The organism is Microbacterium sp., from assembly GCF_039812165.1.
Classification (GTDB): domain Bacteria; phylum Actinomycetota; class Actinomycetes; order Actinomycetales; family Microbacteriaceae; genus Microbacterium.
In genome coordinates this window covers 1-23213 of the sequence record NZ_JBDIAB010000023.1, presented here as the reverse complement: position 1 = coordinate 23213, position 23213 = coordinate 1, and the positions used below count along the sequence as shown (strand labels likewise).

General features: G+C 72.5%; 27 protein-coding genes and 1 tRNA gene. 12 read left to right on the top strand and 16 right to left on the bottom strand.

Annotated features, from left to right (window positions below):
- Together WML84_RS03690 and WML84_RS03685 are read right to left on the bottom strand one after the other, a co-directional pair.
- Positions 1 to 286 (bottom strand): zf-HC2 domain-containing protein (locus WML84_RS03690; protein WP_347344785.1); only part of this gene is annotated, 286 nt, incomplete at its 3' end.
- Positions 283 to 789 (bottom strand): sigma-70 family RNA polymerase sigma factor, encoded by a 507-nt coding sequence (locus tag WML84_RS03685; protein ID WP_347344784.1) that lies wholly within the window; start codon positions 787 to 789, stop codon positions 283 to 285. The genes WML84_RS03685 and WML84_RS03690, both read right to left, overlap by 4 nt.
- A gap of 82 nt (positions 790 to 871) precedes the next feature.
- Here WML84_RS03685 and WML84_RS03680 point away from each other — a divergent pair, with 82 nt between their 5' ends.
- On the top strand, positions 872 to 1372 hold the full coding sequence (locus WML84_RS03680) for a DUF2231 domain-containing protein (protein WP_347344783.1): 501 nt from the start codon (positions 872 to 874) through the stop codon (positions 1370 to 1372).
- A 124-nt stretch (positions 1373 to 1496) separates the two neighbouring features.
- Here the strand turns inward: WML84_RS03680 and WML84_RS03675 are convergent, their stop codons facing one another.
- Genes WML84_RS03675 through WML84_RS03665 form a run of 3 tightly spaced genes read right to left on the bottom strand, consistent with a single transcriptional unit; the run spans position 1497 to position 3636 of the window.
- Complete coding sequence (locus WML84_RS03675; RefSeq protein WP_347344782.1) at positions 1497 to 2045, bottom strand: MOSC domain-containing protein; 549 nt, start codon at positions 2043 to 2045, stop codon at positions 1497 to 1499.
- A gap of 23 nt (positions 2046 to 2068) precedes the next feature.
- Positions 2069 to 2614 carry a DUF6264 family protein gene (locus WML84_RS03670; protein WP_347344781.1) on the bottom strand — a complete coding sequence of 182 codons (546 nt, stop codon included), beginning with the start codon at positions 2612 to 2614 and terminating at the stop codon, positions 2069 to 2071.
- Positions 2611 to 3636, bottom strand: a complete 1026-nt coding sequence (locus WML84_RS03665; protein WP_347344792.1) for a 4-hydroxy-3-methylbut-2-enyl diphosphate reductase — start codon at positions 3634 to 3636, stop codon at positions 2611 to 2613. The genes WML84_RS03670 and WML84_RS03665 overlap by 4 nt, the downstream gene beginning before the upstream one ends.
- A gap of 136 nt (positions 3637 to 3772) precedes the next feature.
- Here WML84_RS03665 and xseA point away from each other — a divergent pair, with 136 nt between their 5' ends.
- Genes xseA through WML84_RS03630 form a run of 7 tightly spaced genes read left to right on the top strand, consistent with a single transcriptional unit; the run spans position 3773 to position 9887 of the window.
- Positions 3773 to 5053: an exodeoxyribonuclease VII large subunit gene (gene xseA / locus WML84_RS03660; RefSeq protein WP_347344780.1), complete on the top strand. Its 1281-nt coding sequence runs from the start codon at positions 3773 to 3775 to the stop codon at positions 5051 to 5053.
- Positions 5050 to 5283 carry an exodeoxyribonuclease VII small subunit gene (locus tag WML84_RS03655; protein WP_347344779.1) on the top strand — a complete coding sequence of 78 codons (234 nt, stop codon included), beginning with the start codon at positions 5050 to 5052 and terminating at the stop codon, positions 5281 to 5283. Before xseA ends, WML84_RS03655 begins: the two co-directional genes overlap by 4 nt.
- Positions 5283 to 5918 (top strand): DUF4245 family protein, encoded by a 636-nt coding sequence (locus WML84_RS03650; protein ID WP_347344778.1) that lies wholly within the window; start codon positions 5283 to 5285, stop codon positions 5916 to 5918. The genes WML84_RS03655 and WML84_RS03650 overlap by 1 nt, the downstream gene beginning before the upstream one ends.
- A gap of 35 nt (positions 5919 to 5953) precedes the next feature.
- The gene (locus WML84_RS03645; protein ID WP_347344791.1) at positions 5954 to 6559 is read left to right on the top strand and encodes a carbonic anhydrase; all 606 of its coding nucleotides are present in this window, start codon (positions 5954 to 5956) and stop codon (positions 6557 to 6559) included.
- 28 nt (positions 6560 to 6587) lie between these two features.
- Positions 6588 to 7982, top strand: coding sequence for a class II fumarate hydratase (locus WML84_RS03640; RefSeq protein WP_347344777.1), 1395 nt, complete (start codon positions 6588 to 6590; stop codon positions 7980 to 7982).
- A 10-nt stretch (positions 7983 to 7992) separates the two neighbouring features.
- A complete protein-coding gene (locus WML84_RS03635) occupies positions 7993 to 9165 on the top strand; it encodes a HAMP domain-containing sensor histidine kinase (RefSeq protein WP_347344776.1) in 1173 nt (390 codons plus the stop codon).
- Entirely contained in the window at positions 9162 to 9887 is a 726-nt protein-coding gene (locus tag WML84_RS03630) for a response regulator transcription factor (RefSeq protein ID WP_347344775.1), read from the top strand. The genes WML84_RS03635 and WML84_RS03630 overlap by 4 nt, the downstream gene beginning before the upstream one ends.
- 150 nt (positions 9888 to 10037) lie before the next feature.
- Here the strand turns inward: WML84_RS03630 and WML84_RS03625 are convergent, their stop codons facing one another.
- Together WML84_RS03625 and WML84_RS03620 are read right to left on the bottom strand one after the other, a co-directional pair.
- A complete protein-coding gene (locus tag WML84_RS03625) occupies positions 10038 to 11405 on the bottom strand; it encodes a PhoH family protein (protein WP_347344774.1) in 1368 nt (455 codons plus the stop codon).
- A 334-nt stretch (positions 11406 to 11739) separates the two neighbouring features.
- Positions 11740 to 12525 carry an isoprenyl transferase gene (locus WML84_RS03620; RefSeq protein ID WP_347344773.1) on the bottom strand — a complete coding sequence of 262 codons (786 nt, stop codon included), beginning with the start codon at positions 12523 to 12525 and terminating at the stop codon, positions 11740 to 11742.
- Between the two features lie 104 nt (positions 12526 to 12629).
- Here WML84_RS03620 and WML84_RS03615 point away from each other — a divergent pair, with 104 nt between their 5' ends.
- On the top strand, positions 12630 to 13322 hold the full coding sequence (locus tag WML84_RS03615; protein ID WP_347344790.1) for a hemolysin III family protein: 693 nt from the start codon (positions 12630 to 12632) through the stop codon (positions 13320 to 13322).
- Positions 13323 to 13338: 16 nt separating this feature from the next.
- Here the strand turns inward: WML84_RS03615 and WML84_RS03610 are convergent, their stop codons facing one another.
- Positions 13339 to 13647, bottom strand: coding sequence for a hypothetical protein (locus tag WML84_RS03610; protein WP_347344772.1), 309 nt, complete (start codon positions 13645 to 13647; stop codon positions 13339 to 13341).
- 65 nt (positions 13648 to 13712) lie between these two features.
- Between WML84_RS03610 and WML84_RS03605 the strand changes: the two genes are divergently transcribed.
- Together WML84_RS03605 and greA are read left to right on the top strand one after the other, a co-directional pair.
- Positions 13713 to 14105 (top strand): DUF4307 domain-containing protein, encoded by a 393-nt coding sequence (locus WML84_RS03605; RefSeq protein WP_347344771.1) that lies wholly within the window; start codon positions 13713 to 13715, stop codon positions 14103 to 14105.
- 87 nt (positions 14106 to 14192) lie between these two features.
- Positions 14193 to 14684, top strand: a complete 492-nt coding sequence (greA, locus tag WML84_RS03600; protein ID WP_347344770.1) for a transcription elongation factor GreA — start codon at positions 14193 to 14195, stop codon at positions 14682 to 14684.
- Positions 14685 to 14706: 22 nt separating this feature from the next.
- On the opposite strand, the gene ilvA is transcribed toward greA, so the two are convergent.
- Both ilvA and WML84_RS03590 read right to left on the bottom strand, forming a co-directional pair.
- Positions 14707 to 15936 carry a threonine ammonia-lyase gene (gene ilvA / locus WML84_RS03595; RefSeq protein ID WP_347344769.1) on the bottom strand — a complete coding sequence of 410 codons (1230 nt, stop codon included), beginning with the start codon at positions 15934 to 15936 and terminating at the stop codon, positions 14707 to 14709.
- A complete protein-coding gene (locus WML84_RS03590) occupies positions 15933 to 17120 on the bottom strand; it encodes an AI-2E family transporter (protein WP_347344768.1) in 1188 nt (395 codons plus the stop codon). The genes ilvA and WML84_RS03590 overlap by 4 nt, the downstream gene beginning before the upstream one ends.
- A 68-nt stretch (positions 17121 to 17188) precedes the next feature.
- Between WML84_RS03590 and WML84_RS03585 the strand changes: the two genes are divergently transcribed.
- Entirely contained in the window at positions 17189 to 18457 is a 1269-nt protein-coding gene (locus tag WML84_RS03585; RefSeq protein WP_347344767.1) for a crosslink repair DNA glycosylase YcaQ family protein, read from the top strand.
- A gap of 6 nt (positions 18458 to 18463) precedes the next feature.
- Here the strand turns inward: WML84_RS03585 and WML84_RS03580 are convergent, their stop codons facing one another.
- From WML84_RS03580 to WML84_RS03555, 6 genes are all read right to left on the bottom strand, one after another.
- A complete protein-coding gene (locus WML84_RS03580) occupies positions 18464 to 19030 on the bottom strand; it encodes a LemA family protein (RefSeq protein ID WP_347344766.1) in 567 nt (188 codons plus the stop codon).
- A gap of 304 nt (positions 19031 to 19334) precedes the next feature.
- Positions 19335 to 19407 (bottom strand) — tRNA-Leu (locus WML84_RS03575).
- Positions 19408 to 19437: 30 nt separating this feature from the next.
- A complete protein-coding gene (locus tag WML84_RS03570) occupies positions 19438 to 20847 on the bottom strand; it encodes an FAD-dependent oxidoreductase (protein WP_347344789.1) in 1410 nt (469 codons plus the stop codon).
- 32 nt (positions 20848 to 20879) lie between these two features.
- Positions 20880 to 22100 carry a S8 family serine peptidase gene (locus WML84_RS03565; RefSeq protein ID WP_347344788.1) on the bottom strand — a complete coding sequence of 407 codons (1221 nt, stop codon included), beginning with the start codon at positions 22098 to 22100 and terminating at the stop codon, positions 20880 to 20882.
- A gap of 56 nt (positions 22101 to 22156) precedes the next feature.
- Positions 22157 to 22645 (bottom strand): DUF501 domain-containing protein, encoded by a 489-nt coding sequence (locus WML84_RS03560; RefSeq protein ID WP_347344787.1) that lies wholly within the window; start codon positions 22643 to 22645, stop codon positions 22157 to 22159.
- 70 nt (positions 22646 to 22715) lie between these two features.
- A complete protein-coding gene (locus tag WML84_RS03555) occupies positions 22716 to 23144 on the bottom strand; it encodes a septum formation initiator family protein (protein WP_347344786.1) in 429 nt (142 codons plus the stop codon).
- Positions 23145 to 23213 lie beyond the last annotated feature (69 nt).

Below are 23213 nucleotides of genomic sequence, written 5' to 3'. Positions count from 1 at the left end.
CGCCCGCCGGACCACCGCCGCCGCCTGCATCGCCGACTCCGGCCGCGTCCGCGCCGGGGACCGGACCGGCCTCGTCCGCCTCGCCGCGCTCGCCGATGAGCGACGACGCCCGCGCCGGCGCCACGCGCGCCAACAGCGCGGTCGTGGAGGTCAGCTCGACGACCGCGGCGCGGCACGCGTCGCAGTCCGCCAGGTGCTCCTCGAACTCGCGCCGCCGTGTCGGCGACAGGGCGCCGAGGATGTACGCGGCGTCGTCCTCCGCGAAGCGCGCGTGGTCGGCGTTCATCGGGTCACCCCCTTCTCCTGCAGCGCGAGACGCAGCGCCCGCAGTCCGTAGTGCAGCCGCGACTTGACCGTCCCCTCCGGGATGCCGAGCTCCACGGCGATCTCCGCGATCGTCGCCCCGCCGAAGTAGGCGCGGACGATCACGACGCGATGCTCGGGCGACAGCGCCACGAGCGCCTCCTCCACGAGGATCGCCTCGAAGAGCGCGTCGGTGGCATCCGTCGTCGCCACCTCCGGCGTGTCGGCCACCGCGATCTCGCGGCGGTGGTGCGCGCTGCGCACATCGTCGATGACGAGGTGGCGCGCGACCGTGAACATCCACGACCGCGTCGAGGCAGGATCCTGCTCCAGGATCCGAGGCGTCCGCCACGCCCGCAGCAGCGTCTCCTGCACCACGTCGTCGGCGCCCCCGCGATCGCCGGTCAGGTGGACGACGTAGCGCCACAGGGGACCGGCGTGCGCGTCGAAGAGCGCCTCGAGACGCCTCGCTCCGTCCGCCGACATCGTCACCTCCCCGCAGGGAACACGAGAGCGGGGCCCGGAGGGTTCACGTGAACCCTCCGGCGTCCGTCCTCGTTCTCCGAGTATGGACCGCATCGCGCAGGCCGGCCCCTTCGAGGTCGCCGGCCTTCCCCTCCACCCGCTGCTGGTGCACGCCGTCGTCGTCCTCACCCCGCTCACCGTGCTGGCGCTGCTGCTCGGCGCGTTCTGGCCGGCCGCGCGACGGCGCCTGGGCGTCGTGACGCCGCTCGCGGCGCTCGCGGTGCTCGTGCTCGTGCCGATCACCGTCGCGGCCGGACAGGCGCTGGCGATCGTCGTCGGACCCACCCCCGCGGTCGAGCGCCACCACGCGCTCGGGCTCATGCTGCTGCCGTGGGCGATCGCGCTGTTCGTCGTGTCGGCCGCGCAGTGGGCGTGGTACCGGTTCGGCCGCCCCCGCGTCGCGAGGCGCGGCGGCGGCACGCGCGCGGTCGGCGTCGTGCTCGCGGTCGCGGCGACGGCGGTCGGCGCGGGCACGCTGATCACGATCGTGCTGATCGGCGACTCCGGCGCCCGCGCGGTGTGGGGCGGCCTCGTCGGATCGTGAGTCCCACCGACCGCGAGAAGCCACTGGTGCGTCGAGAATGCACGCCCAGCACGCAGTCTCGACGCACCGATGGAGTCTCGCGGCGGAGGTCGCCGAGTGGAGCGCTGCGGATGCGGGGAGCGGGTCAGGGACCGCGGTAGACGTCCAGGATCGTCGGGGCGCCGTCGGGGCGCGAGACGACGACGATCTCGTCGCCCGCCTGCACACGTCCGCCCGACACGACGCGCAGGTACGGCCCGAGCCGGCGCTCGCGCGAGAAGCGCTTGACCCAGCCCTGCTCGTCGTCGCCGCCCACCCAGCGGGCGAAGGTCTGGCAGGGAGTCCGCGGCATGGTCACCGCGACCTCGACGCGCTCGCCGATCCGCCACACCTCGCCGATGCGCGCGGCGTTGACGTCGATGCCCTCGGTGCGGAGGTTCTCGCCGAAGAAGCCCGGCGGCAGGGGTCGGCCGAGCTCGTCGGCCCAGAACTCGGCGTCCTCCTGCGCGTACGCGTACAGCGCCTTGTCGAGCCCGCCGTGGTGCTTGCGGTCGGCCTGGACGTCGGCGTAGACGCCGTAGGAGCCGATGCGGACGGGGCCCTCGACCGGCCGCTTGTCGATCGCGGTGACCCCGACCGAGCCGGCATCCGGTCGCAGCCCGTGGACGACGCAGACGGCGAGGAGTCGGGGCATGCCCGCCACGATACCGCGCGGGCTCAGCCGCGCGCGGCGAAGTAGCCGGCGATGGCCGGGTCGCCCAGCAGGGGAACGGTGAGGCAGGCGCTCGCGAGCACGAACGACACGATCGCCCCCACGAGCGGGATCCACCACGTGATGCGGCGGCGCGTGAGCGAGCGCCACGACCAGGACGCCGTCGCCAGCCAGCCGCCCGCGAAGGCGACCGCGGAGAGCATGCCCCACGTGCGGCCCTGCTCGAAGTTCGTGAACGGCTCGTCGATCCCGACCATGCCCATCCACGTCTCGGCGAACGCGGGGAAGTCGATCAGCTGCGGGATCGCGGTCACCACCGTGAACAGGCCGTACGCGAGCAGCACGATCGTCGCGATGCGGTCGGCCCTGCGCGAGGGCCGCGCGGCCGTCGTCGTGGCCGGCCCCGTCGGCGGGTGCGGATGCTCGACGGGCGCGGGCACGGGCGCCGCGGTGCTCTCGACGCCGCCGGAATGCTCGATGCGCGCCCGCTGCTCCTCGGGCGTCGCGTACTCGCCGTAGCGCGGACGCGGGTGCGGCTCGGGGGTGCTCATGCGCGTGCCCGTCCGCCCAGGGCCCGCTCGTCGCGGCGGCCCGCGGCATCCTGCCGCAGCTCCTTCGGGAGCGAGAACATGAGGTCCTCCTCCGCGGTGCGCACGTCCTCGACGTCGGCGTAGCCGGCGGCGGCGAGCTCGGCCAGCACCTCTTGGACGAGCACCTCCGGCACCGACGCCCCGCTCGTGACCCCCACCGTGGCGACGTCGTCGAGCCAGGACTGCTGGATCTCGTCGGCGTAGTCGACGCGGTAGGCGGCCTTGGCGCCGTGCTCGAGGGCGACCTCGACCAGGCGCACGCTGTTCGACGAGTTCGCCGACCCGACGACGATCACGAGGTCGGCGTCGCGGGCGACCTTCTTGATCGCGACCTGCCGGTTCTGCGTCGCGTAGCAGATGTCGTCCGAGGGCGGGTCCTGCAGCTGCGGGAAGCGGTCGCGCAGCCGGCGGACGGTCTCCATGGTCTCGTCGACCGACAGCGTGGTCTGCGAGAGCCACACGACCCTCGACGGGTCGCGCACCTCGACGGTGTCGGCCTCGGCGGGAGAGTTCACGATCGTGACGTGACCGGGGGCCTCGCCCGCGGTGCCCTCGACCTCCTCGTGACCGGCGTGGCCGATCAGCAGGATCTCGTGGTCGCTGCGGGCGAACCGCACCGCCTCGCGGTGCACCTTGGTGACGAGCGGGCACGTCGCGTCGATCGCGAGAAGGCCCCGATCGGATGCCGCGGACACCACCGCCGGCGACACCCCGTGCGCGCTGAACACGACGTGGGCGCCCTCCGGGACCTCGTCGACCTCGTCGACGAAGATCGCGCCCTGCGCCTCGAGCTCGGTGACGACGTGGACGTTGTGCACGATCTGCTTGCGCACGTACACCGGCGCGCCGAAGCGCTCCAGCGCCTTCTCGACCGCGACGACGGCCCGGTCGACGCCCGCGCAGTAGCCGCGCGGCGACGCGAGCAGCACCCGCTTGTGTCCGGGCACCGGGTTATCCTGGAGCCGCCCGCGCGGGCCCGGGATCCGTGCGGCCAGCACGGTGGGCACGGGAAGGCGCACGGCGGAAGAGGTCACGCGTCGATTCTACGAGGTGACGCCTGATCGAACACCGAGGCCGCACGGGCCGCGGCGCCGCACGAGACCGCACGGAAGGCAGGCCATGACGTCGTTCCAGACGCAGCCCGGCGAGACCCCGCCGCCCGACGCGGTGCACCCGCGCGACTCGTCGCCGCAGACGCCGACCTCGGTCTCGCGCCTGAACGAGACGATCCGCGACTTCGTGCAGCGGTGGAACGCGGTGTGGGTCGAGGGCGAGATCACGGCGTGGAACGTCCGCGGCGGGCACGTGTTCGGCCGCCTCAAGGACGTCGGCAGCGACGCGCTCATCTCGTTCCGGCTGTGGTCGAGCACGCTGCAGCGGTTGCCGGACGACCTCAAGCCGGGCGATCGCGTCGTCGCGTGCGTGAAGAGCGACTACTTCGTCAAGACCGGCGACTTCACGTTCACGGTCTCGGCGATGCGGCACACCGGCCTCGGCGACCAGCTCGAGCGCCTCGAGCGGCTGCGCACGCGGCTGCGGGCCGAGGGGCTGTTCGATGCGGCGCGCAAGCGCCCGCTGCCGTTCCTCCCGCACGTGATCGGTCTGATCACGGGCGAGCGCAGCGACGCCGAGAAGGACGTGCACCGCAACGCCGAGCGGCGCTGGCCCCACGTGCGGTTCCGCACGATCCACGCAGCCGTCCAGGGCGACCGCTGCGTCCCCGAGACGATCGCGGCGCTCAAGGTCCTCGACGCCGACCCGGCCGTGGACGTCATCGTGATCGCGCGCGGCGGCGGCGACCCGCAGACGCTCCTCGGCTTCAGCGACGAGCGGCTGCTGCGCGCGGTGGCCGCCGCATCCACCCCCGTCGTCTCGGCCATCGGCCACGAGAACGACCATCCGCTCCTCGACGACGTCGCCGACCTCCGCGCCTCGACCCCCACCGACGCGGCCAAGCGCGTCGTGCCCGACGTCGCGGAGCAGCGCGCGCTGGTCGAGCAGCTGCGCTCCCGCGCGCGCACGCGACTGACGCACCGGATCGGCCACGACCTCGCCCAACTCGACCAGCTGCGCTCGCGGCCCGTGCTGCGCGACCCGGCGTCGTCGCTGGCCGGACGGGCGCACGAGCTGTTCCTCCTGACCGCGCGGGGCCGCGACGTCGTCGGGCGTCGGCTGGATGCCGCGTCGCGGACGACCGCCGAGCTGCGCGCGTCGCTGCGCGCGCTCTCGCCCGGCGCCACGCTCGCGCGCGGCTACGCGATCGCGCACGTCGACGGCGGCGTCATCGTGCGCGACGCGGCGCAGGCGGGCACCGGCACCGAGGTGGTCGTCACCGTCGCACGCGGATCGTTCGCCGCGCGCTCGGAGGGCGAGGTCCACGCTTCTAAGATGGAGGCATGACCTCGCCTCGCGACGCTGTGGCCGACGTCACGACCCTCTCCTTCGAGCAGGCGCGTGACGAGCTCGCGCGCGTCGTCGCCGAGCTCGAGCAGGGCGCCCCGACGCTGGAACACTCGCTCGAGCTGTGGACGCGCGGCGAGGCCCTCGCGGCGCGCTGCGAGGAGTGGCTCCTCGGCGCCAAGCGGCGGCTCGACCAGACCCGGGCGGCGGATGCCGCCACGGAGTCGTGATGGCGCCCTCGCCGCGCATCGTCGCCGAGCTCGGCCGTCCCGAGACGCCCGAGGAGACCGCCGACCGCAAGGCCGCGGCATCCCAGGCGTACCGTTCGAGCCAGAACTTCCGCAATCTGATCGCGGCCCTGCTGGTCACCCTCGCGGTCGTCGCCGTGATCGTCTTCGCGGTGCCGCGCGGCTCGGTGCCCGAGCGTCCGCCGATCGACGTCGCGGCCGCGGCCGAGGACGCCACCGCGACGCTGCAGCAACCCGTGCTGGTGCCCGAGCTCCCCGAGGCATGGCGCGTGAACCAGGCCGACCTCAGCACCGGCACGCCGCCCACCTGGACCGTCCTGTACGCGCCCCCGAGCGGCTTCCTGCGCATCGCGCAGGCGTTCGACGCACCGGAGGACTGGGCCTCGCGCACGGTCGGCGGCCGGACGCCCGACGAGACCGTGACGATCGACGGCGTCGTGTGGGATCGCTACGCCATCCCCGAGTCGGCCCGCGTCGGCAACGTCTCGTACGCCCTCGCCACCCGCGTCGGCGCCGACGCGGTGCTCATCTACGGATCGACCGACGCCGAGACCGCGGCCACCGCCGCGGCGGCACTCGCCCCACAGCTGCTCGCACTGCAGGAGGACGCATCGTGACCACGCGCCCGACACCCCAGGAGGCCTGGGACGAGATGCGCAGCGGCAACGCCCGCTTCGTCGCCGGCGAGCCGCTCTACCCACGGCAGGACGTCGACCGCCGCCACGAGCTCGCCCATGCCCAGACGCCGATCGCGACGCTGTTCGGCTGCGCCGACTCGCGACTGGCGGCCGAGCTCATCTTCGACAAGGGGCTCGGCGACCTGTTCGTCGTGCGCAACGCCGGGCAGGTGATCTCCGACTCCGTCGTCGGCAGCCTCGAGTACGCGGTGGCGGTGCTGGAAGTGCCGCTGATCGTCGTCCTCGGTCACGACAGCTGCGGCGCCGTGCGCGCCGCGATCGACAGCACGCGCTCCGACGCGCCCGAACTGCCCGCGCACATCTGGCGCCTGATCGCGCCGATCGTGCCCGCCGTGCGCCGTGTGCAGCGCGCGTCCCGCCTCTCCGAGACGGCCGACATCGACGCCGAGCGCGTCGGACGCGAGCACCTGCACGACACGATCGCCGAACTCCTGCACTCGTCCGAGCTCATCAGCGCCGCGGTCGAGGACGGGCGTCTGGGCATCGTCGGCGCGAACTACCGCTTGGCCGAGGGCACCGCGGTCCCGCACTTCACCGTGGGCGTCGCCGTCGACGCCTGAGAACCAGATCCGAAGGAGAAACGACGCCGTGACCGAGATCGACTACCGCATCGAACACGACACCATGGGCGAGGTCCGCGTGCCCAAGGACGCCCTGTACGCGGCGCAGACCCAGCGCGCGGTGGAGAACTTCCCCATCTCGGGGTCGGGCCTGGAGTCGGCGCAGATCGCCGCGCTCGCCCGTATCAAGAAGGCCGCGGCGCTCGCGAACAAGGCGCTCGGCACCCTCGCGCCCGACATCGCCGACGCGATCGCGGCCGCCGCCGACGACGTCGTCACCGGCGCCTACGACGACCAGTTCCCGGTGGACACGTACCAGACCGGCTCGGGCACGTCGTCGAACATGAACATGAACGAGGTGCTCGCCGCCCTCGCCTCGCGCCGGCTCGGCCGCACCGTGCACGCGAACGACCACGTCAACGCGTCGCAGTCCTCGAACGACGTGTTCCCGACCTCGGTGCACATCGCGGTCACGCAGGCGCTCATCGACGACCTCATCCCGGCGCTCGACCACCTCGCGGTGGCGCTCGAGGCCAAGGCCGAGCTGTGGCGGGATGCCGTCAAGTCCGGCCGCACGCACCTCATGGACGCCACCCCGGTGACGCTCGGGCAGGAGTTCGGCGGCTACGCGCGGCAGATCCGCCTCGGCATCGAGCGCGTGCAGTCGGTGCTCCCCCGCGTCGGCGAGGTGCCGCTCGGCGGCACCGCCGTGGGCACCGGCATCAACACCCCGCTCGGGTTCCCGCAGCAGGTCATCGCGCTGCTGGCCGCGGAGACCGAGCTGCCGATCACCGAGGCGAAGGACCACTTCGAGGCGCAGGCCAACCGCGACGCGCTGGTCGAGGCATCCGGCGCCCTGCGCACGATCGCGGTGTCGCTCACGAAGATCAACAACGACATCCGCTGGATGGGGTCGGGCCCGAACACCGGGCTCGGCGAGCTGCACATCCCCGACCTGCAGCCGGGGTCGTCGATCATGCCCGGCAAGGTGAACCCGGTCGTGCCCGAGGCCACGCTCATGGTGTGCGCGCGGGTCATCGGCAACGACGCCACCGTCGCGTGGGCCGGCGCCTCGGGGTCGTTCGAGCTCAACGTCGCGATCCCGGTCATGGGGACGGCGCTCCTCGAGTCGATCCGGCTGCTGTCGAACGCGATGCGGGTGCTCGCCGACAAGACGATCGACGGCCTCGAGGCGAACCTCGAGCGCGCCGCCGCGTACGCGGGCATGTCACCGTCGATCGTCACACCGCTGAACAAGCTGATCGGCTACGAGGCGGCCGCCAAGATCGCCAAGCACGCGGTCGCGCAGGGCATCACCGTCCGCGAGGCGGTGCTCGACCTCGGCTACGTCGCGCGCGGCGAGCTCACCGAGGAGCAGCTCGACGAGCGGCTCGATCTCCTCTCGATGACCCATCCGGGTTGATAATCGGAGGGTGATCCGCACACGTCCGGTGCAGCGCCAGCGCGCGCGGACGCTGGGCGTGCTCCTCATGGTCGTGAGCGCGGGCTTCGTCGCGGTCGCGCTCGGGCTCGTCGCGGTGCAGGTGCTGGCGCGCCAGCCGCTGCCGTGGGCCTCGATCGCCGTCTACGCGGTCGGCGTCGTGATCACGCTCGCCGCGCTCGCCGCGGTCGCGTGGGCGCTCCTCGACCGCGATCCGCCGCCACCCCGCGTCGCGGCCGAGCCCGTGCCGCCGCCCACGGCCCGCGCAGAGCCCGCCGCTCCGCTCGCACGACAGGAGACGGCCGCCGAACCTGCGAGCCCGGCGGCCGCCGGAGCCCCCGGAGGTTCTGAGGCCGCCATGGAGGCCGCCCCGCGCGTGGAGCCCGCGCGTGCCGTGGAGGAGCCGACCTCGGCGAACACCCCCGGACGTGCCGAGGCGGACGAGACCGCGTTCGAGGTGCAGCGGCGGCTGCTCGACGACGTGCGCCACGAGCTGAAGACCCCGATCACGATCATCCGCGGCCATCTCGAGGTGATGGACCCGCGGGATGCCGAGGACGTCTCGACGATCCGCGACCTCGGCATCGCCGAGCTCGACCGCATGACCCGGCTGATCGGCGACATCGACCTGCTCGCCGCCGTCGAGGGCGACCAGTTCGTCATGCGCGAGGTCGACCTGGCCGCCCTCACCGAGCGCATCGCCGAGCTGGTGACGGTCATCCCCGGCCACACCTGGAGCATCGAGCACTCCACGAACGCCGTCATCCGCGGCGACGGCGATCGCCTGCTGCAGGCGTGGCTGCAGCTGGCGGACAACGCCGCCAAGCACACCCCGGCCGACAGCGCGATCGAGCTCGGCAGCGCCGTGCATCCCGGCGGCGCGCAGCTCTGGGTGCGCGATCACGGTCCCGGCATCCCCCCGGCGATGCGGCACCGCATCTTCCGCCGCTTCGACCGGGGCGCCGGCAAGCGCACCGTCGGCGGCTCGGGGCTGGGGCTCGCGATCGTCGACACGATCGCCAAGGCTCACGGCGGCTACTGCGCGGTCGCCGACACGCCGGGCGGGGGCGTCACGTTCACCCTGGAGATCCCGACCGGCTCCGCCGCCCTCCCGTCGCCGATCCGTGCCGGCGACGTCCTACTGCAATGGGAGACCACCGCATGACCCTCATCCTCGTCGTCGACGACGAACCCCACATCACCGCCCTCGTCACGCGGGCGCTCCGCGGCGAGGGCTACGACACCGCGACCGCCGACGACGGCCCCGTGGCCGTCGAGCGCATCCTGCAGGGCGGCGTCGACCTCGTCGTCCTCGACGTGGGGCTGCCCACCATGGACGGGTTCGAGGTGCTCCGCGCGCTGCGAGGACGCGGCGTCGACGTGCCGGTGATCATGCTCACGGCGCGCAGCGGCACGCACGACACGATCGAGGGCCTCGACGCCGGCGCGAGCGACTACGTCGCCAAGCCGTTCGCGGTCACCGAGCTCATGGCGCGCGTGCGGTCGCGCCTCCGCGACCGCGCCGCGGTGCCCCCCGTGGCCCTCGCGCAGGGTGACGTGACACTCGACATCCTGACGCGCCGCGCGACGGTCGCCGGACGCGAGGTCGACCTGTCGGCGCGCGAGTTCGCCCTCGCGGAGCAGTTCCTCCGGCATCCGCACGAGGTCCTCACCCGCGAGGTGCTGCTCAGCCGCGTCTGGGACATGGACTTCGACCCCGGCTCGAACGTCGTCGACGTGTACGTGCGGTATCTGCGCGCCAAGCTCGGATCGGACCGCATCCTCACCGTTCGGGGAGAGGGCTACCGATGGAACCGGGCACAAGAAGAAGCCCCCGATGCTGGGGGACATCGGGGGCTGAGCGGCAGTATCCGGGGAGAAGACTGACACTCCAGTGTGATCTGTTCTCGGCTCACCGGTCGGGGGAAAGGTGCCGGCTCGCCTTGTGAGTTCTATCGTCCCCGATCCGACGCCCCGACGGGAGTAGATCGCGATGAGATTCCTCTCATACTGGGATTCATCCTCCGCTCCCCCGGCTCAGCTCAGCTCGTCGGCCTCCAGCAGGTCGGTCACGAGCGCGGCGATCGCCGACCGCTCGGACCGCATGAGCGTCACGTGGGCGAACAGGTCGTGGCCCTTGAGGGTCTCGATCACCGATGCGATGCCGTCGTGGCGCCCCACGCGCAGGTTGTCGCGCTGACCCATGTCGTGGGTGAGCACGACGCGCGAGTTCTGTCCGATGCGGCTCAGCACCGTGAGGAGCACGTTGCGCTCGAGCGACTGCGCCTCGTCGACGACCACGAAGGCGTCGTGGAGCGACCGCCCGCGGATGTGCGTGAGCGGCAGCACCTCGAGCAGCCCCCGCGCCATGACCTCCTCGACGACGTTGCCCGACACGACGGAGCCGAGCGTGTCGAACACCGCCTGCCCCCACGGGTTCATCTTCTCCTGCTGGTCGCCGGGGAGGTAGCCGAGCTCCTGCCCGCCGACCGCGAAGAGCGGACGGAACACGATGATGCGGCGTTGCTGCTGGCGCTCCAGCACGGCCTCGAGCCCCGCGCACAGGGCGAGGGCCGACTTGCCCGTGCCGGCGCGCCCGCCGAGCGAGACGATGCCGACCTCGGGATCGAGCAGCAGGTCGATCGCGATGCGCTGCTCGGCGGACCGGCCGTGCAGGCCGAACACGTCGCGGTCGCCGCGCACGAGGCGGTAGCCCCCGTCGCCGGTGACCCTGCCGAGCGCCGAGCCGCGCTCGGAGTGGATGACGAGCCCGGTGTTCACCGGCAGCCCGCGCACCTCGTCGCCGACGCCGATCTCGCTCTCGTACAGGTCGCTCATGTCGTCGCCCGAGACGTCGATCGTCGCGATCCCGGTCCAACCGGAGTCGACGGCCTGCTCGGCGAGGTACTCCTCGGCCGGGATGCCGAGGGATGCGGCCTTCACGCGCATCGGGAGGTCCTTGGAGACGACCGTGACGTCCTGACCCTCCTGCGCGAGGTGCATCGCGACGGAGAGGATGCGCGTGTCGTTGTCGCTCAGCCGCATGCCGGCCGGCAGCACGGACGCGTCGACGTTCGTCAGTTCGACGCGCAGCGTGCCGCCCACGCCGACCGGCACCGGGAAGTCCAGTCGTCCGTGCTCGATGCGGAGCTCGTCGAGGTGACGCAGCGCCTGACGGGCGAAGTATCCGATCTCGGGGTCGTGGCGCTTGCCCTCGAGCTCCGTGACCACCACGACGGGGATCACGACGGAATGCTCCGCGAATCGGAAGAACGCCCGCGGGTCGCTCAGCAGCACCGACGTGTCGAGCAGATAGGTGCGCAGACGCTGGTCGTCGTCCGTGCGCTCTGCCGCGTGGTTCCCCGTCGTGGTGCGCTGCCGATGCTCGGGTGCTCGTGTGGTCACAACCGTCTCCCGCCCCGGGCGTGCACCCGGTTCACGAGTCGACCTGGATCCACGAGTCGCGGTGAGGTCGACTCGACGGGCACCATGCCCGTGCCTCGACGCTACGACGGGCCGCCGACGCGGCACGCGTCGACACGCTGTCATCGCGTTACGGGTGGGTGAACTGTCGGTGCCGGCTCGACGAAGGAGAAGCTCGGCGTGTGATGGACGGCGTCAGCCGCCGTACCGGCGGTCGCGGCGCGCGAAGTCACGGATGGCGCGCAGGAAGTCCACCTCGCGCAGATCGGGGCCGAGGGCTTCGACGAAGGAGAAGCTCGGCGTGTGATGGACGGCGTCAGCCGCCGTACCGGCGGTCGCGGCGCGCGAAGTCACGGATGGCGCGCAGGAAGTCCACCTCGCGCAGATCGGGGCCGAGGGCTTCGACGAAGTAGAACTCGCTGTGCGCGGACTGCCAGAGGAGGAAGTCGCTCAGCCGCTGCTCGCCCGACGTGCGGATCACGAGGTCGGGGTCGGCCTGGCCGCCCGTGTAGAGGTGCTCGCCGATCTGCTCGGGCGTGAGGCTCGCGGCGAGCTCCTCGAGCGACCCGCCGTTGTCCTGGTGCTGGGCGATGATGCTGCGGACCGCGTCGACGATCTCGCCGCGGCCGCCGTAGCCGACCGCGAGGTTGACGTGCAGGCCGGTGTTCTCGCGCGTGCGCTCCTCGGCGGTCGCGAGCACGCCGGCGAGCGCGCGCGGCAGGAGGTCGGCGCGGCCGACGTGCTGCACGCGCCAGCCCGGTTCGCGCGAGAGCTCGTCGGCGAGCTCGGCGATGATCTCGATGAGGTCGGCGAGCTCCTTCGAGTCGCGCTTGCGCAGGTTGTCGGTCGACAGCAGGTACAGCGACACGACGCCGATGCCGAGGTCGTCGCACCAGCGCAGGAACTCGTGCATCTTCGCCGCGCCGGCGCGGTGGCCGTGCGCGGCGGTCGCGTAGCCGGCCTGCCGCGCCCACCGACGGTTGCCGTCGATCATCATCGCGACGTGGTGCGGCACGACCTCGGGTGTGAGGTTGCGGCGCAGGTGCGACCCGTACAGGCGATAGAGGGGACCCCTCCCCCTGCCAGAGACGACGCCTGCCACACGCCTACGTTAGCGCTTCGCCCCCGCCGCGTATGTATGCCGCGGCATGCGCCGGCGCGTACGCTCGAACCGTGACCCGAAGGACGCGGCCCGACGACGCGGCACTGCCCCAGCTGCCGCTCATCGACGCGGCCTCGACGAGCTCGCACGTCGAGTTGAAGCCCACGTGGCGCGGCTGGATCCACGCCGGCACGTTCCCGGTGGCGATCGCCGCGGGCATCGTGCTGGTCGTCCTCGCCGACGGCGCCGCGGCGACCTGGTCGTGCGCGGTGTTCATGGTCACCTCGATGCTGCTGTTCGGCAACTCCGCGCTGTATCACCGCTTCACGTGGTCGCCGCGCACGCGCACGCTCCTCAAGCGCATCGACCACGCGAACATCCTGCTGCTGATCGCGGGCACGTACACGCCCATCGCGGTGCTCGCGCTGCCGACGCGGCAGGCGACCCTGCTGCTGTCGCTCGTGTGGGGCGGCACGATCCTCGGCATCCTCTTCCGCGTCTTCTGGATCCACGCGCCGCGCTGGCTGTACGTCGCGCTGTACCTGGTGCTCGGCTGGGGCGCGGTGATGTACATCGTGCCGCTGTTCCAGGCGAACGCGGCGATGATGGTGCTCGTGGTCGTCGGCGGCCTGCTCTACACCGGCGGCGCGATCGTGTACGCCCTGAAGCGACCCAATCCGTGGCCCGGGCACTTCGGGTTCCACGAGATCTTCCACGTGTGCACGGTCCTGGCGTTCCTGTGCCACTGGACCGCGTGCCTGCTCATCGCGCTCGAGCCCGCCTACCACGGCGGCTGAGCGGCGCAGCGGGGCGTCAGGGCTTCGCGTCGGACTCCCCGGCGCGGTCGTCTCCGCCGTCGTCGACCGCCCCGGCGGCGCGCTCGACCTCGGCGGCCTCCTCGGCCGCGCGTGCCTGCTCCTCGGCGTCGAGCTCCTCGGCGATCTGGGCCCGGTAGCGGCCGCGCCGGATGCGGCGGAGCATGTCGATCAGCAGCAGCACGACCGCGATCGCGACGACGGCGATCGCGACGAAGCCGGCCAGACCGGGTGTCACCACCGCGGGGTCGACGGTCATCGTCGGCATCGGCGTCTCCGGTGCGCCCGTCGCCATCAGCAGCTGCATGTGTCCTCGTTCCGTGGGGCTGTCGCATAGCCTGGAGTTCCAGCCTAGAACGACCCGGGAGCCCGATGAGCAGCACGGTGCAGTCGAAGCTCGACCTCCGCTACGGACGGTCGGGCTCGAAGCGCACGGTGTGGATCCTCGGCGGCGCGCTCGCCGCGGCGGCCGTCGCGGTGCTCGCGTGGTTCACGATCGCGAACACCGCCTCCGCGGTCGACGCGGACGCCACGGCGTTCGAGGTGCACGACCGGCACAGCGTCACGGTGCGGTTCCAGGTGACGGCACAGCCCGGCTCACCGGTCACGTGCGCCCTGGAGGCCCAGGACACCGAGCACGGGGTGGTGGGGTGGCGGGTCGTGGAGTACGCGGCATCCGACGCCCACACGCGACGCCATGAGGAGACCATCCCGACCGTCGCCGAGGCCACCGCCGGATTGGTCAGCGCCTGCTGGATCCCGTAAGCTGTTCCGAATATATGCGCCCCGGCCCGCTGCCGGGGCGTTTGACTTAGGGACGACGGCGCCGCCGTCTGAAGCAAGGAGGACGAAGTGTCCAGCGATGTCACGGTGACCTTCCTCACCCAGGAGGCCTACGACCGCCTCGCGTCCGAGCTCGAGCACCTCTCGACCGTGGGCCGGGAGGAGATCGCGAAGCGCATCGAGGCCGCCCGCGCGGAGGGCGACCTCAAGGAGAACGGCGGCTATCACGCCGCGAAGGACGAGCAGGGCAAGCAGGAGGCGCGCATCCGCACCCTGCAGCACCTGCTGAAGACCGCCAAGGTGAGCGAGGCTCCCACCTCGACCGGCGTCGTCGAGTCCGGCACCGTCGTGACGGCGGTCGTCGCCGGCGGCGAAGAGGTGTTCCTCCTCGGCAGCCGCGAGATCGCCTCGGGCACCGACCTCGACGTCTACAGCGAGGCGTCGCCGCTCGGAGCGGCGATCCTCGGTCTCAAGGAGGGCGACGCGACGTCGTACACCGCGCCGAACGGCCGCGAGATCTCGGTGCAGATCGTCAAGGTCGAGACCTACACCGGCGGCTGAGCCGGTCCGGAGGGCGCGGGGCTCAGTCCGGGACGATGCGGGGCTGGAACCCCGCCTCCTCCAGCAGCGCGATGACCCGCTGGCGGTGCTCCTCGCCGCGGGTCTCGACGCTCAGCTGCAGGATCACCTCGCTGATCTGCATGCCCTGGCCGTGCCGCGTGTGCAGCGCCTCGATGACGTTGGCCCCCGCGAGGGCGAGGAGCTCCGCGACGCGCGCGAGCTGACCGGGACGGTCGGGCAGCGGGATCTGCAGCGTCATGTAGCGACCGGATGCCGCGAGCCCGTGCGCGACGACCCGCTGCAGCAGCAGGGGGTCGATGTTTCCGCCGGAGAGGATCACGACGGTCGGGCCGCTGACGGCGATCTTGCCGGCGAGGATCGCGGCGACACCGACCGCGCCGGCGGGCTCGACGACCTGCTTGGCGCGCTCCAGGAGCACGAGGAGGGCGCGGGCGATGTCGTCGTCGGTGACCGTCACGACCTCGTCGACGAGCTCACGGATCACCTCGAACGGCACGTCGCCCGGACGCGCCACCGCTATGCCGTCGGCGATCGTGGGCGTCGTGGCGACCTCGAGCGGCTCCCCCGCGGCCAGCGACGCCGGGTAGGCGGCGGAGTTCTCGGCCTGCACGCCGATGATGCGCACGGTGCGTCCCGCCGCGGCGGCGCGCGCCTTGGCCGCGGCCGCGACGCCGGCGATGAGCCCGCCGCCGCCGATCCCCATGATGATGGTCTCGACCTCGGGGGCGTCGTCGAGTATCTCGAGGCCGAGCGTGCCCTGGCCGATGATGACGTCGCGGTGGTCGAACGGGTGGATGAGCACGGCGCCGGTGCGCTCGGCGAACTCCGCGGCGAGCCGCAGCGGCGTCTCGACGGTCGCGCCGTCGAGGATCACGTCGGCGCCGTAGCCGCGCGTGGCCAGGAGCTTGGGCACCGGGACGCCGAGCGGCATGAAGATCGTCGCGGGGATGCCGAGCTTCTGCGCCGCGAGCGCCACGCCCTGCGCGTGGTTGCCGGCCGAGGCCGCGACGACGCCGCCCGCGCGCTCCGGCGGCGTGAGGCGCGACAGCCGGTACGTCGCCCCGCGGATCTTGAACGATCCGGTGCGCTGGAGGTTCTCCAGCTTCAGGGACACGGGTGCGCCGAGCACGTCGGAGAGGTGCTCGGAGGCTTCGAGCGGCGTGTGCGAGACGACGCCACGGAGGACGGCCGCGGCATCCTCGAACTCGGCCAGGGTGGGGATGCGGGTCACTCGGGTGTTCTCCTGCTTCGTGGAACGGTGCTCCAGATGAGGTCTTCGGGCAGCGGACTGTCGCCGGTCTCCCAGGCTCTTCGAGAGAGGTAGACGCCGACGACGTTGGCGAACGCGGCCAGTGGCACGGCGAAGAGCGCGCCCGGGATGCCGGCGATCATCGCGCCGCCGGCGACCACCAGCACGACCGCGAGCGGATGCACCTTGACGGCGGAGCCCATCAGCAGCGGCTGCAGCACGTGACCCTCGAGCTGCTGCACGCCGAGGACCACCACGAGCATCCACAGGGCGATCCACGGGCCGTTGTAGACGAGGGCGAGGAACACCGCGAGCGCGCCGGTGACGACGGCACCGACGATCGGCACGAACGAGCCGAGGAAGACGAGCACGGCCACCGGGATCGGCAGCGGCACGCCGAGGAGGAACGCGCCGAGCCCGATGCCGACGGCGTCGATCGTCGCGACGAGCAGCTGCGTGCGCGCGTAGTTGACGACCGTGACCCAGCCGGCGCGCGCCGCGCCGTCGGTGGCGGCACGGGCCTTGCGCGGGAACAGGCCGACCGTCCAGCGCCAGATGCCGCCGCCGTCGGCGAGGATGCACAGGAGGATGAAGAGCGCGAGCAGGGTGCCCGCCACGACGTGCCCGACCGTCGATCCGAGCGCGAGCGCGCCGCTCCACAGCAGCGCGGCCTGCTCCTGCAGGAAGCTCCACGCCTGGGCGAGGAGGTCGTCGATCTGCCCGGGGGTGAGATGGAGCGGCCCGTCGATGAGGTACTGGCGCAGCTCGCCGACCGCGGCGACCGTGCGCTCCTGGACGGAGCTCCACTCCCTCGTGATCTGCCACACGACCAGGAACACCAGGCCGCCCACGATCGCGAGCGTGCCGAGGATGCTCACGACGATCGCGAGCCACCGCGGGACGCGACGACGCAGCATCCACGTGAAGGCGGGCCAGAGGAGCGCGGTCACGAGGATAGCGATCATCAGCGGGATGACCAGCAGCTTCAGCTGGATGACGATCCAGATCGCGATGCCGATCGCGAGCGCGATGACGGCGAACCGCCACGCGTAGGCGGTCGCGACCCGCAGACCCCGCGGCACCGACGACGCCGAGTCCGTCGAGACGGTGATCTGCCGGAGGACGTCGAAGAACGAACCGCGTGGCCTTTCATCGGAGCCGCTCATCCCGCCAGTCTACGGGGCGCCATCATGCCGCGGTCGGAATGTCCGGGGTGCTGGGTAGGCTGACGACCGTGCCGGCACCGTCCCCGTTCGCAGCCCCCGCGCGGGGCGTCCCCGTCCTGCGCGCCGCCGAGGCGCGTCGGATCGCGCTCGCCGCGCAGGGCTTCGCGCGGGCCCGGCCGGCCGCAGTGGGAACGCGCGCCCTGCACGGCGCCCTGGGGCGCATGGCGACGCTGCAGATCGACTCCGTCAACGTCTTCGCCCGCTCGCACTACCTGCCGCTGTTCTCGCGCCTGGGCGCGTACGACACCGCGCAGCTCGACCGGCTCCTCTTCCGCCGCGGCGCGCCGTACACCGAGTTCTGGGCGCACGTGGCGTCGTTCATCCCGGTCCGCGACTGGGGGCTGTTCGCGTTCCGCATGGCGGAGCATCGCGCGCGCCGCGCCGCCGATCCGGACGGGTTCGTCCAGCGCCACGCCGACGTGCTGGCGTGGGTCACCGCCGAGCTGGCCGAGCGCGGGCCGCTCCGGCCCGCGCAGTTCGATCACGACCTGCGGCGCGCCCGGAGGGGCCCCTGGTGGGACTGGGACGTCGTGAAGGCCGCCCTGGAGCACCTGTGGTGGTTCGGCGACGTCGCCATCGCGGAGCGCCGCGGCTTCGAGCGCACGTACGCGCTCGCCGAGCAGGTGATCCCCGATGCGGCGCGCGTCGAGATCCCGCGCGCCGACGCGGTGCGCGAGCTGGTGCGGCGCGCGGCACGCGCGTACGGGGTGGCGACGGCATCCGACCTCGCCGACTACTGGCGCCTGCGCGACCGGCCCGCGGTGCTCGCGGCCCTCGGCGAGCTCACCGACGCCGGCGAGCTCGAGCGCGTCCACGTCGACGGCTGGGTCTCGGCCGGGCGACCGCTGCCGGCATGGCGGCATCGGGATGCGGCGCGCCCACGCCGCATCGAGCGGACCGCGATCCTCACCCCGTTCGACCCGGTCGTGTGGTTCCGCGATCGGGCCGCGCGCCTGTTCGCGTTCGACTACCGCATCGAGATCTACACGCCGGCATCCCAGCGCCGCTTCGGCTACTACTCGCTGCCGGTGCTCGTCGACGACGACGTCGTGGGACGCGTCGACCTCAAGGCCGACCGGGCGACCTCGCGCCTGCTCGTGCAGTCGGCGTGGTGGGAGCACGGCCGGCCGCCGCACGCGGCGGAGCGCCTGGCCGACGAGCTGCGGCTCGCGGCCCGCTGGCAGGGACTGGAGTCGATCTCGGTGGGGAGGTGGGGCGACGCCGCCGACGAGCTCGCCGGAGTGCTCGGAGCGCCCCGCCACGAGCGGGCCGGTTGAGGTGCCTCAGAACTGGATGCGGGGCGGCTCGGAGATGGCCGCGCCGTCGACGACCTCGAAGAACTCGCGCTCGCTGAACCCGAGGTTGCGGGCGAACAGGTTGTTCGGGAAGACCTTGATCTTGGTGTTCAGCTCGCGGACGCCGCCGTTGTAGAAGCGACGGGATGCCTGGATCTTGTCCTCGGTGTCGACCACGGCCTGCTGCAGCTGGAGGAAGTTCTGGCTCGCCTGCAGCTGCGGGTACGCCTCGGCCACCGCGAACAGCGATTTGAGGGCCTGCTGCATGTGTCCCTCGGCGACCCCCGCCGCGCCGGGGCTGGAGGCCGACAGCGTCTCGGCACGCGCTCGGGTGACGTTCTCGAACACGGCCTTCTCGTGCGAGGCGTAGCCCTTGACCGTCTCGATGAGGTTCGGGAGCAGGTCGGCACGGCGTTTCAGCTGAACGGTGATGTCACTCCAGGCCTCGTCGACCCGGACGTTCAGGGCGACCAGGGAGTTGTAGGTCGCCCACAGGTAGATGCCGACGATCGCCGCCAGGCCGACGACGATCAGTACCGGGATCAACCACTCCATTGCACTCTCCTCGATGTCCTGCTCATCCTATCCACGGCACCTGGGCAGACCCTCTGCGAGCGCGCCGTACGCACGCCCGCGTTCCCATACCGCGCCGAGCCCGACCCACGACGCAGGCACGGGCCGCACGGCATCCGATGGACGCCGCACGGCCCGTGCCCCCGCTGGGATTCGTCCCCACCGCCCCTCCACGCGCCGCTTCACGGCGCGCGGAGCCTCCGGCGGCGTGGGCCCACCCAGGACGGAATCCTCACGACAACACGCGCACGGGCCGCACGGCATCCGATGGACGCCGCACGGCCCGTGCCCCCGCTGGGATTCGAACCCAGACTGAAGCGAGTTTAAGTCGCCTGCCTCTGCCGTTGGGCTACGGGGGCGCACCCGAAGTGCACCCCCACGCTAGCCGGTCAGCTCGCCGCTTCCGCCTTCGCGGCGGCGGGCGACGAAGCCGGAGCCGCCGGCGCGGGAGCCGGGGCGGCCGGCGCCTCGGTCACCGCGGGACGCGGGCGCGCCGCGAACTCCTCGAAGACGTAGCGCGGGTTCTGCACCGACTGCAGGTTGACGAGGTCGCGACCGAGCCAGAAGTTGTTCCACCAGCCCCACAGCACGCGCCACTTGCGCTCCCACGACGGCATGGCCAGACCGTGGTAGCCGCGGTGCGCGCACCACGCGATGAAGCCCTTGAGCGCGATCTTGCCGGACTGGAACACACCCGTGTACAGGCCGAGACCGGCCACGGCACCGAGGTTGTGGTGGATGTACTCGCGCGGAGCCTCGCCGCGCAGGTCGCCGGCGATGTTCTTCGCGAGGAGCTTCGCCTGACGCACCGCGTGCTGCGCGTTCGGCACGCAGTAGCCGCCGACGCCCTTGCCGGTCAGGTCGGGGACGGCGGAGATGTCGCCGGCCGCCCAGGCGCCCGGGACGAACTCCTCCGCGGTGCCGACGCGCAGGTCGGGGCGGGTGCGGATGCGACCGCGCTCCTCGACCGGCAGGTCGCTGCCGCGCACCACCGTCGGGTTGGCCATGACGCCCGCGGTCCACACGATCAGGTCGGACGGGATGACCTCTCCGGTGGAGAGCGTGACGTTGCCGTCGACGGCGCTCGTGAGCTGCGTGTCGAGGTGGACGTTGCCGCCGCGCGTGGCGAGGTTCTTCAGCACCCACTCGCTCGTCTCGAGCGACACCTCGGGCATGATGCGGCCCATCGCCTCGACGAGGTGGAAGTGCGTGTCCTCGAAGCCCAGCGTCGGGTACTCCTTCAGCAGCGACGAGGCGAGCGAGCGCAGCTCGGCGAACACCTCGATGCCCGCGAACCCGCCGCCGACGACGACGACGGTCAGCAGGCGGTCGCGCTCCGGGCCGGGGGGGAGCGTCGCCGCCTTGTCGAAGTTCGACATCAGGCGGTCGCGGATCGCGACGGCCTCCTCGATCGTCTTGAGGCCGATCGCGTTGTCGGCGATGCCCGGGATCGGGAACGTGCGCGACACGGCGCCGGCGGTCACGACGATCTGGTCGTACTCCTGCTGCCACGGATCGCCCAGCTCGGGGGTGATGGTCGCGACACGGTTCGCGTGGTCGATGCCGGTGACCTTCGCGGTGATGACGTTGGTCCGCTTGAGATGGCGGCGGAGGGCGACGACGGCGTGCCGCGCCTCGATGGAGCCGGCCGCGACCTCGGGGAGGAACGGCTGATAGGTCATGTAGGGAAGCGGGTCGACGATGGTGACCTCCGCCTCCCCCTTGCGCAGATGCTTCTCGAGCTTCCACGCCGTATAGAAGCCGGCGTAGCCGCCGCCGACGATGAGGATCTTGGGCACGGTGGTGGTCACGGTTCGCAGAACTCCTTGAATCAACGACGTGGCCCGTAGGGGGTTCGGGCCGACCTGATGCGCCGGACTGCAGCAGTGACGCAAAGCGCGACCAGTATAGCGGCCAGCGTCGCGCCCACGAGAGGCACGGTGCCGTAGCGGAGCGTGTCCTCCGTCGGCAGCAGCGGAGACAGCGGCCGCGTCGCCTGCTCGGGCGCCGCGAGATCGGGCACCTCGACGGGCGACGCGGTCGGCGACGCGTTCGGGTCGACCTCGGCGCGCCGGTACAGCCGCACCCACTCGGCGAGGCTCCCCATCGGGTTCTCGGAGACGAGGGCGACGTCGGCCGAGACGGCGGCCGCGGCATCCACGAGCCCCCAGCCGTACAGCTCGTCGGGACGCCGGTCGGACACCGGGGTGGCGGTCTGGATGATGCGGTTGATGACGTTCGCGGCGTCGAGCTCGGGGTGCGCCGCGCGCACGAGGGCCGCGACGCCCGCGACGATCGGAGCGGCGCCGCTCGTGCCGTTCCACACGACGAGCTGGCCGTCGGCCGACACGCCCAGGAGCTCCTCGCTGGGCGCCGAGATGCCGATCGTGATGCCCTGCGTCGAGGCCTCGAGGCTCGCCGAGCCGGAGCGGTCCACGCCGCCGACGGTCAGGACGCCGGGGATCGTGGCGGGCGCACCCACGCGGCTCGTGCCGCTCCCCCGGTTGCCGGCGGCGACGACGACCACGACGTCGTGCTGGAACGCGTACAGGAACGCGTCGTCCCAGCTGCGGTCCCAGTCGAGCGTGTTCGTCGTGAACGACAGGTTGATGATGTCGGCCCCGTTGTCGACCGCCCACTTCATGGCCTCGGCCACCTGCGTGACGAAGGGGACGGATGCGGCCGCGCCGAAGCCGACCGAGATCGACAGCAGGCTCGCCTCGGGCGCGACGCCGATCATGCCGGTGCCCGATCCGGTGCCGCGCGCGGCGGCCAGCGAGGCCACCCAGCTGCCGTGGTTGGAGTCGATCGCGCCCACCGGCGTGCGGCCGTCGGCCGATCCGGTGCCGGAGAAGTCCGCCCCGCCGGTGACGGCGCCGGCGAACTCGACCGGGTCACGGCCGATGCCGGTGTCGATGACCGCGATCGTCACGCCGCTCCCCCGCGTGGTCTGCCACGCGGAGCGGATGCCGTAGTCGTCGAGCCAGTACTCCGCCGCACGCGCGGCGTCGGGGCGCGTGTCGTGCGGAACAGCGGCCGCACCGGCGGCCAGCACGCCGACGACGGCGGCGGCGAGGGCGCGCACGGCGGCCAGCACGGCGCCGGCGATCACGGCGCGGCCCCGGACGGCACGGAGTGCGCGGGGTGCGCGCACGCGCACCGGTCGGGCGACCACCCGCAGCGCGCGAGGGCGCGATCGCCGATCGGGTTGACACCGGGTCCGGCGGCGAGCGCGTGCGCCGCGAGCGCGTGCAGGCACTTCACGCGCACCGGCATCCCGCCGGCCGAGATGCCCGCGATCTCGGGAACGTCGCCGAAGCGCGCGCGGTCGGCCAGGTACGCCTCGTGCGCGCCGCGGTAGGCCGCGGCGAGGTCCTCGTCGTCGGCGAGCTCGGCCTGCAGCTCCGCCATCACGTGACCGGCCTCGAGCACCGACAGCGCCGCGGTCGCGGCCGGGTGGGTGAGGTAGTAGAACGTCGGGAACGGGGTGCCGTCGGGCAGGCGCGGCGCGGTCGCGACGACGGTCGGGTTGCCGCACACGCAGCGGGCGGCGACACCCACGACGCCGCGCATGGGACGGCCCAGCTGCTCCCGCATGACGGCCAGGTCGGCCTCGTCGGCGGGGGTCAGTGCCATCGTGCTCACCCGCTCAGGGTACCCGGACCGATCAGCCCGCCGGCGCGACCGAGACCGTCTGCGCGGTGCCGGCGACCGTCACCGAGCGCACGAGCTGCGACATCCAGTCGGTCTCGGTCTCTTCGACGTCCTTGCTGACCGCGTGCCGCTCCTCGGGGATCGCCGAGCGGGGAAGGTCGTTGTCGACGAGGTAGACGACCTCGCCGGGGCGCACGTAGTAGAGCCGCTCGCGCGCCTGCGTCGTGATGTAGGCGGGGTCCGACCAGCGGTCGCGCTCGGCCTCGAGCGCCTCGACCTGCTCGGCGGTCGCCTGCACGGACCGCTCCAGCGCGGCGATCTGCGCCCGCTGGTCGAGGTAGGTGCCGACGGTGGGCACGAGCACGAACGCCGCGAGGATCACGAGGCCCAGCATGATGATCATGAAGCCCGACAGACGGATGCCGCCGAGCCACTCGCGCACGTCGACCCGGCGGCGCGCTCGCGGCGCGCCCTCGCGGGTCGTGCCGGACGCACGAGAAGAGGGAGCCGT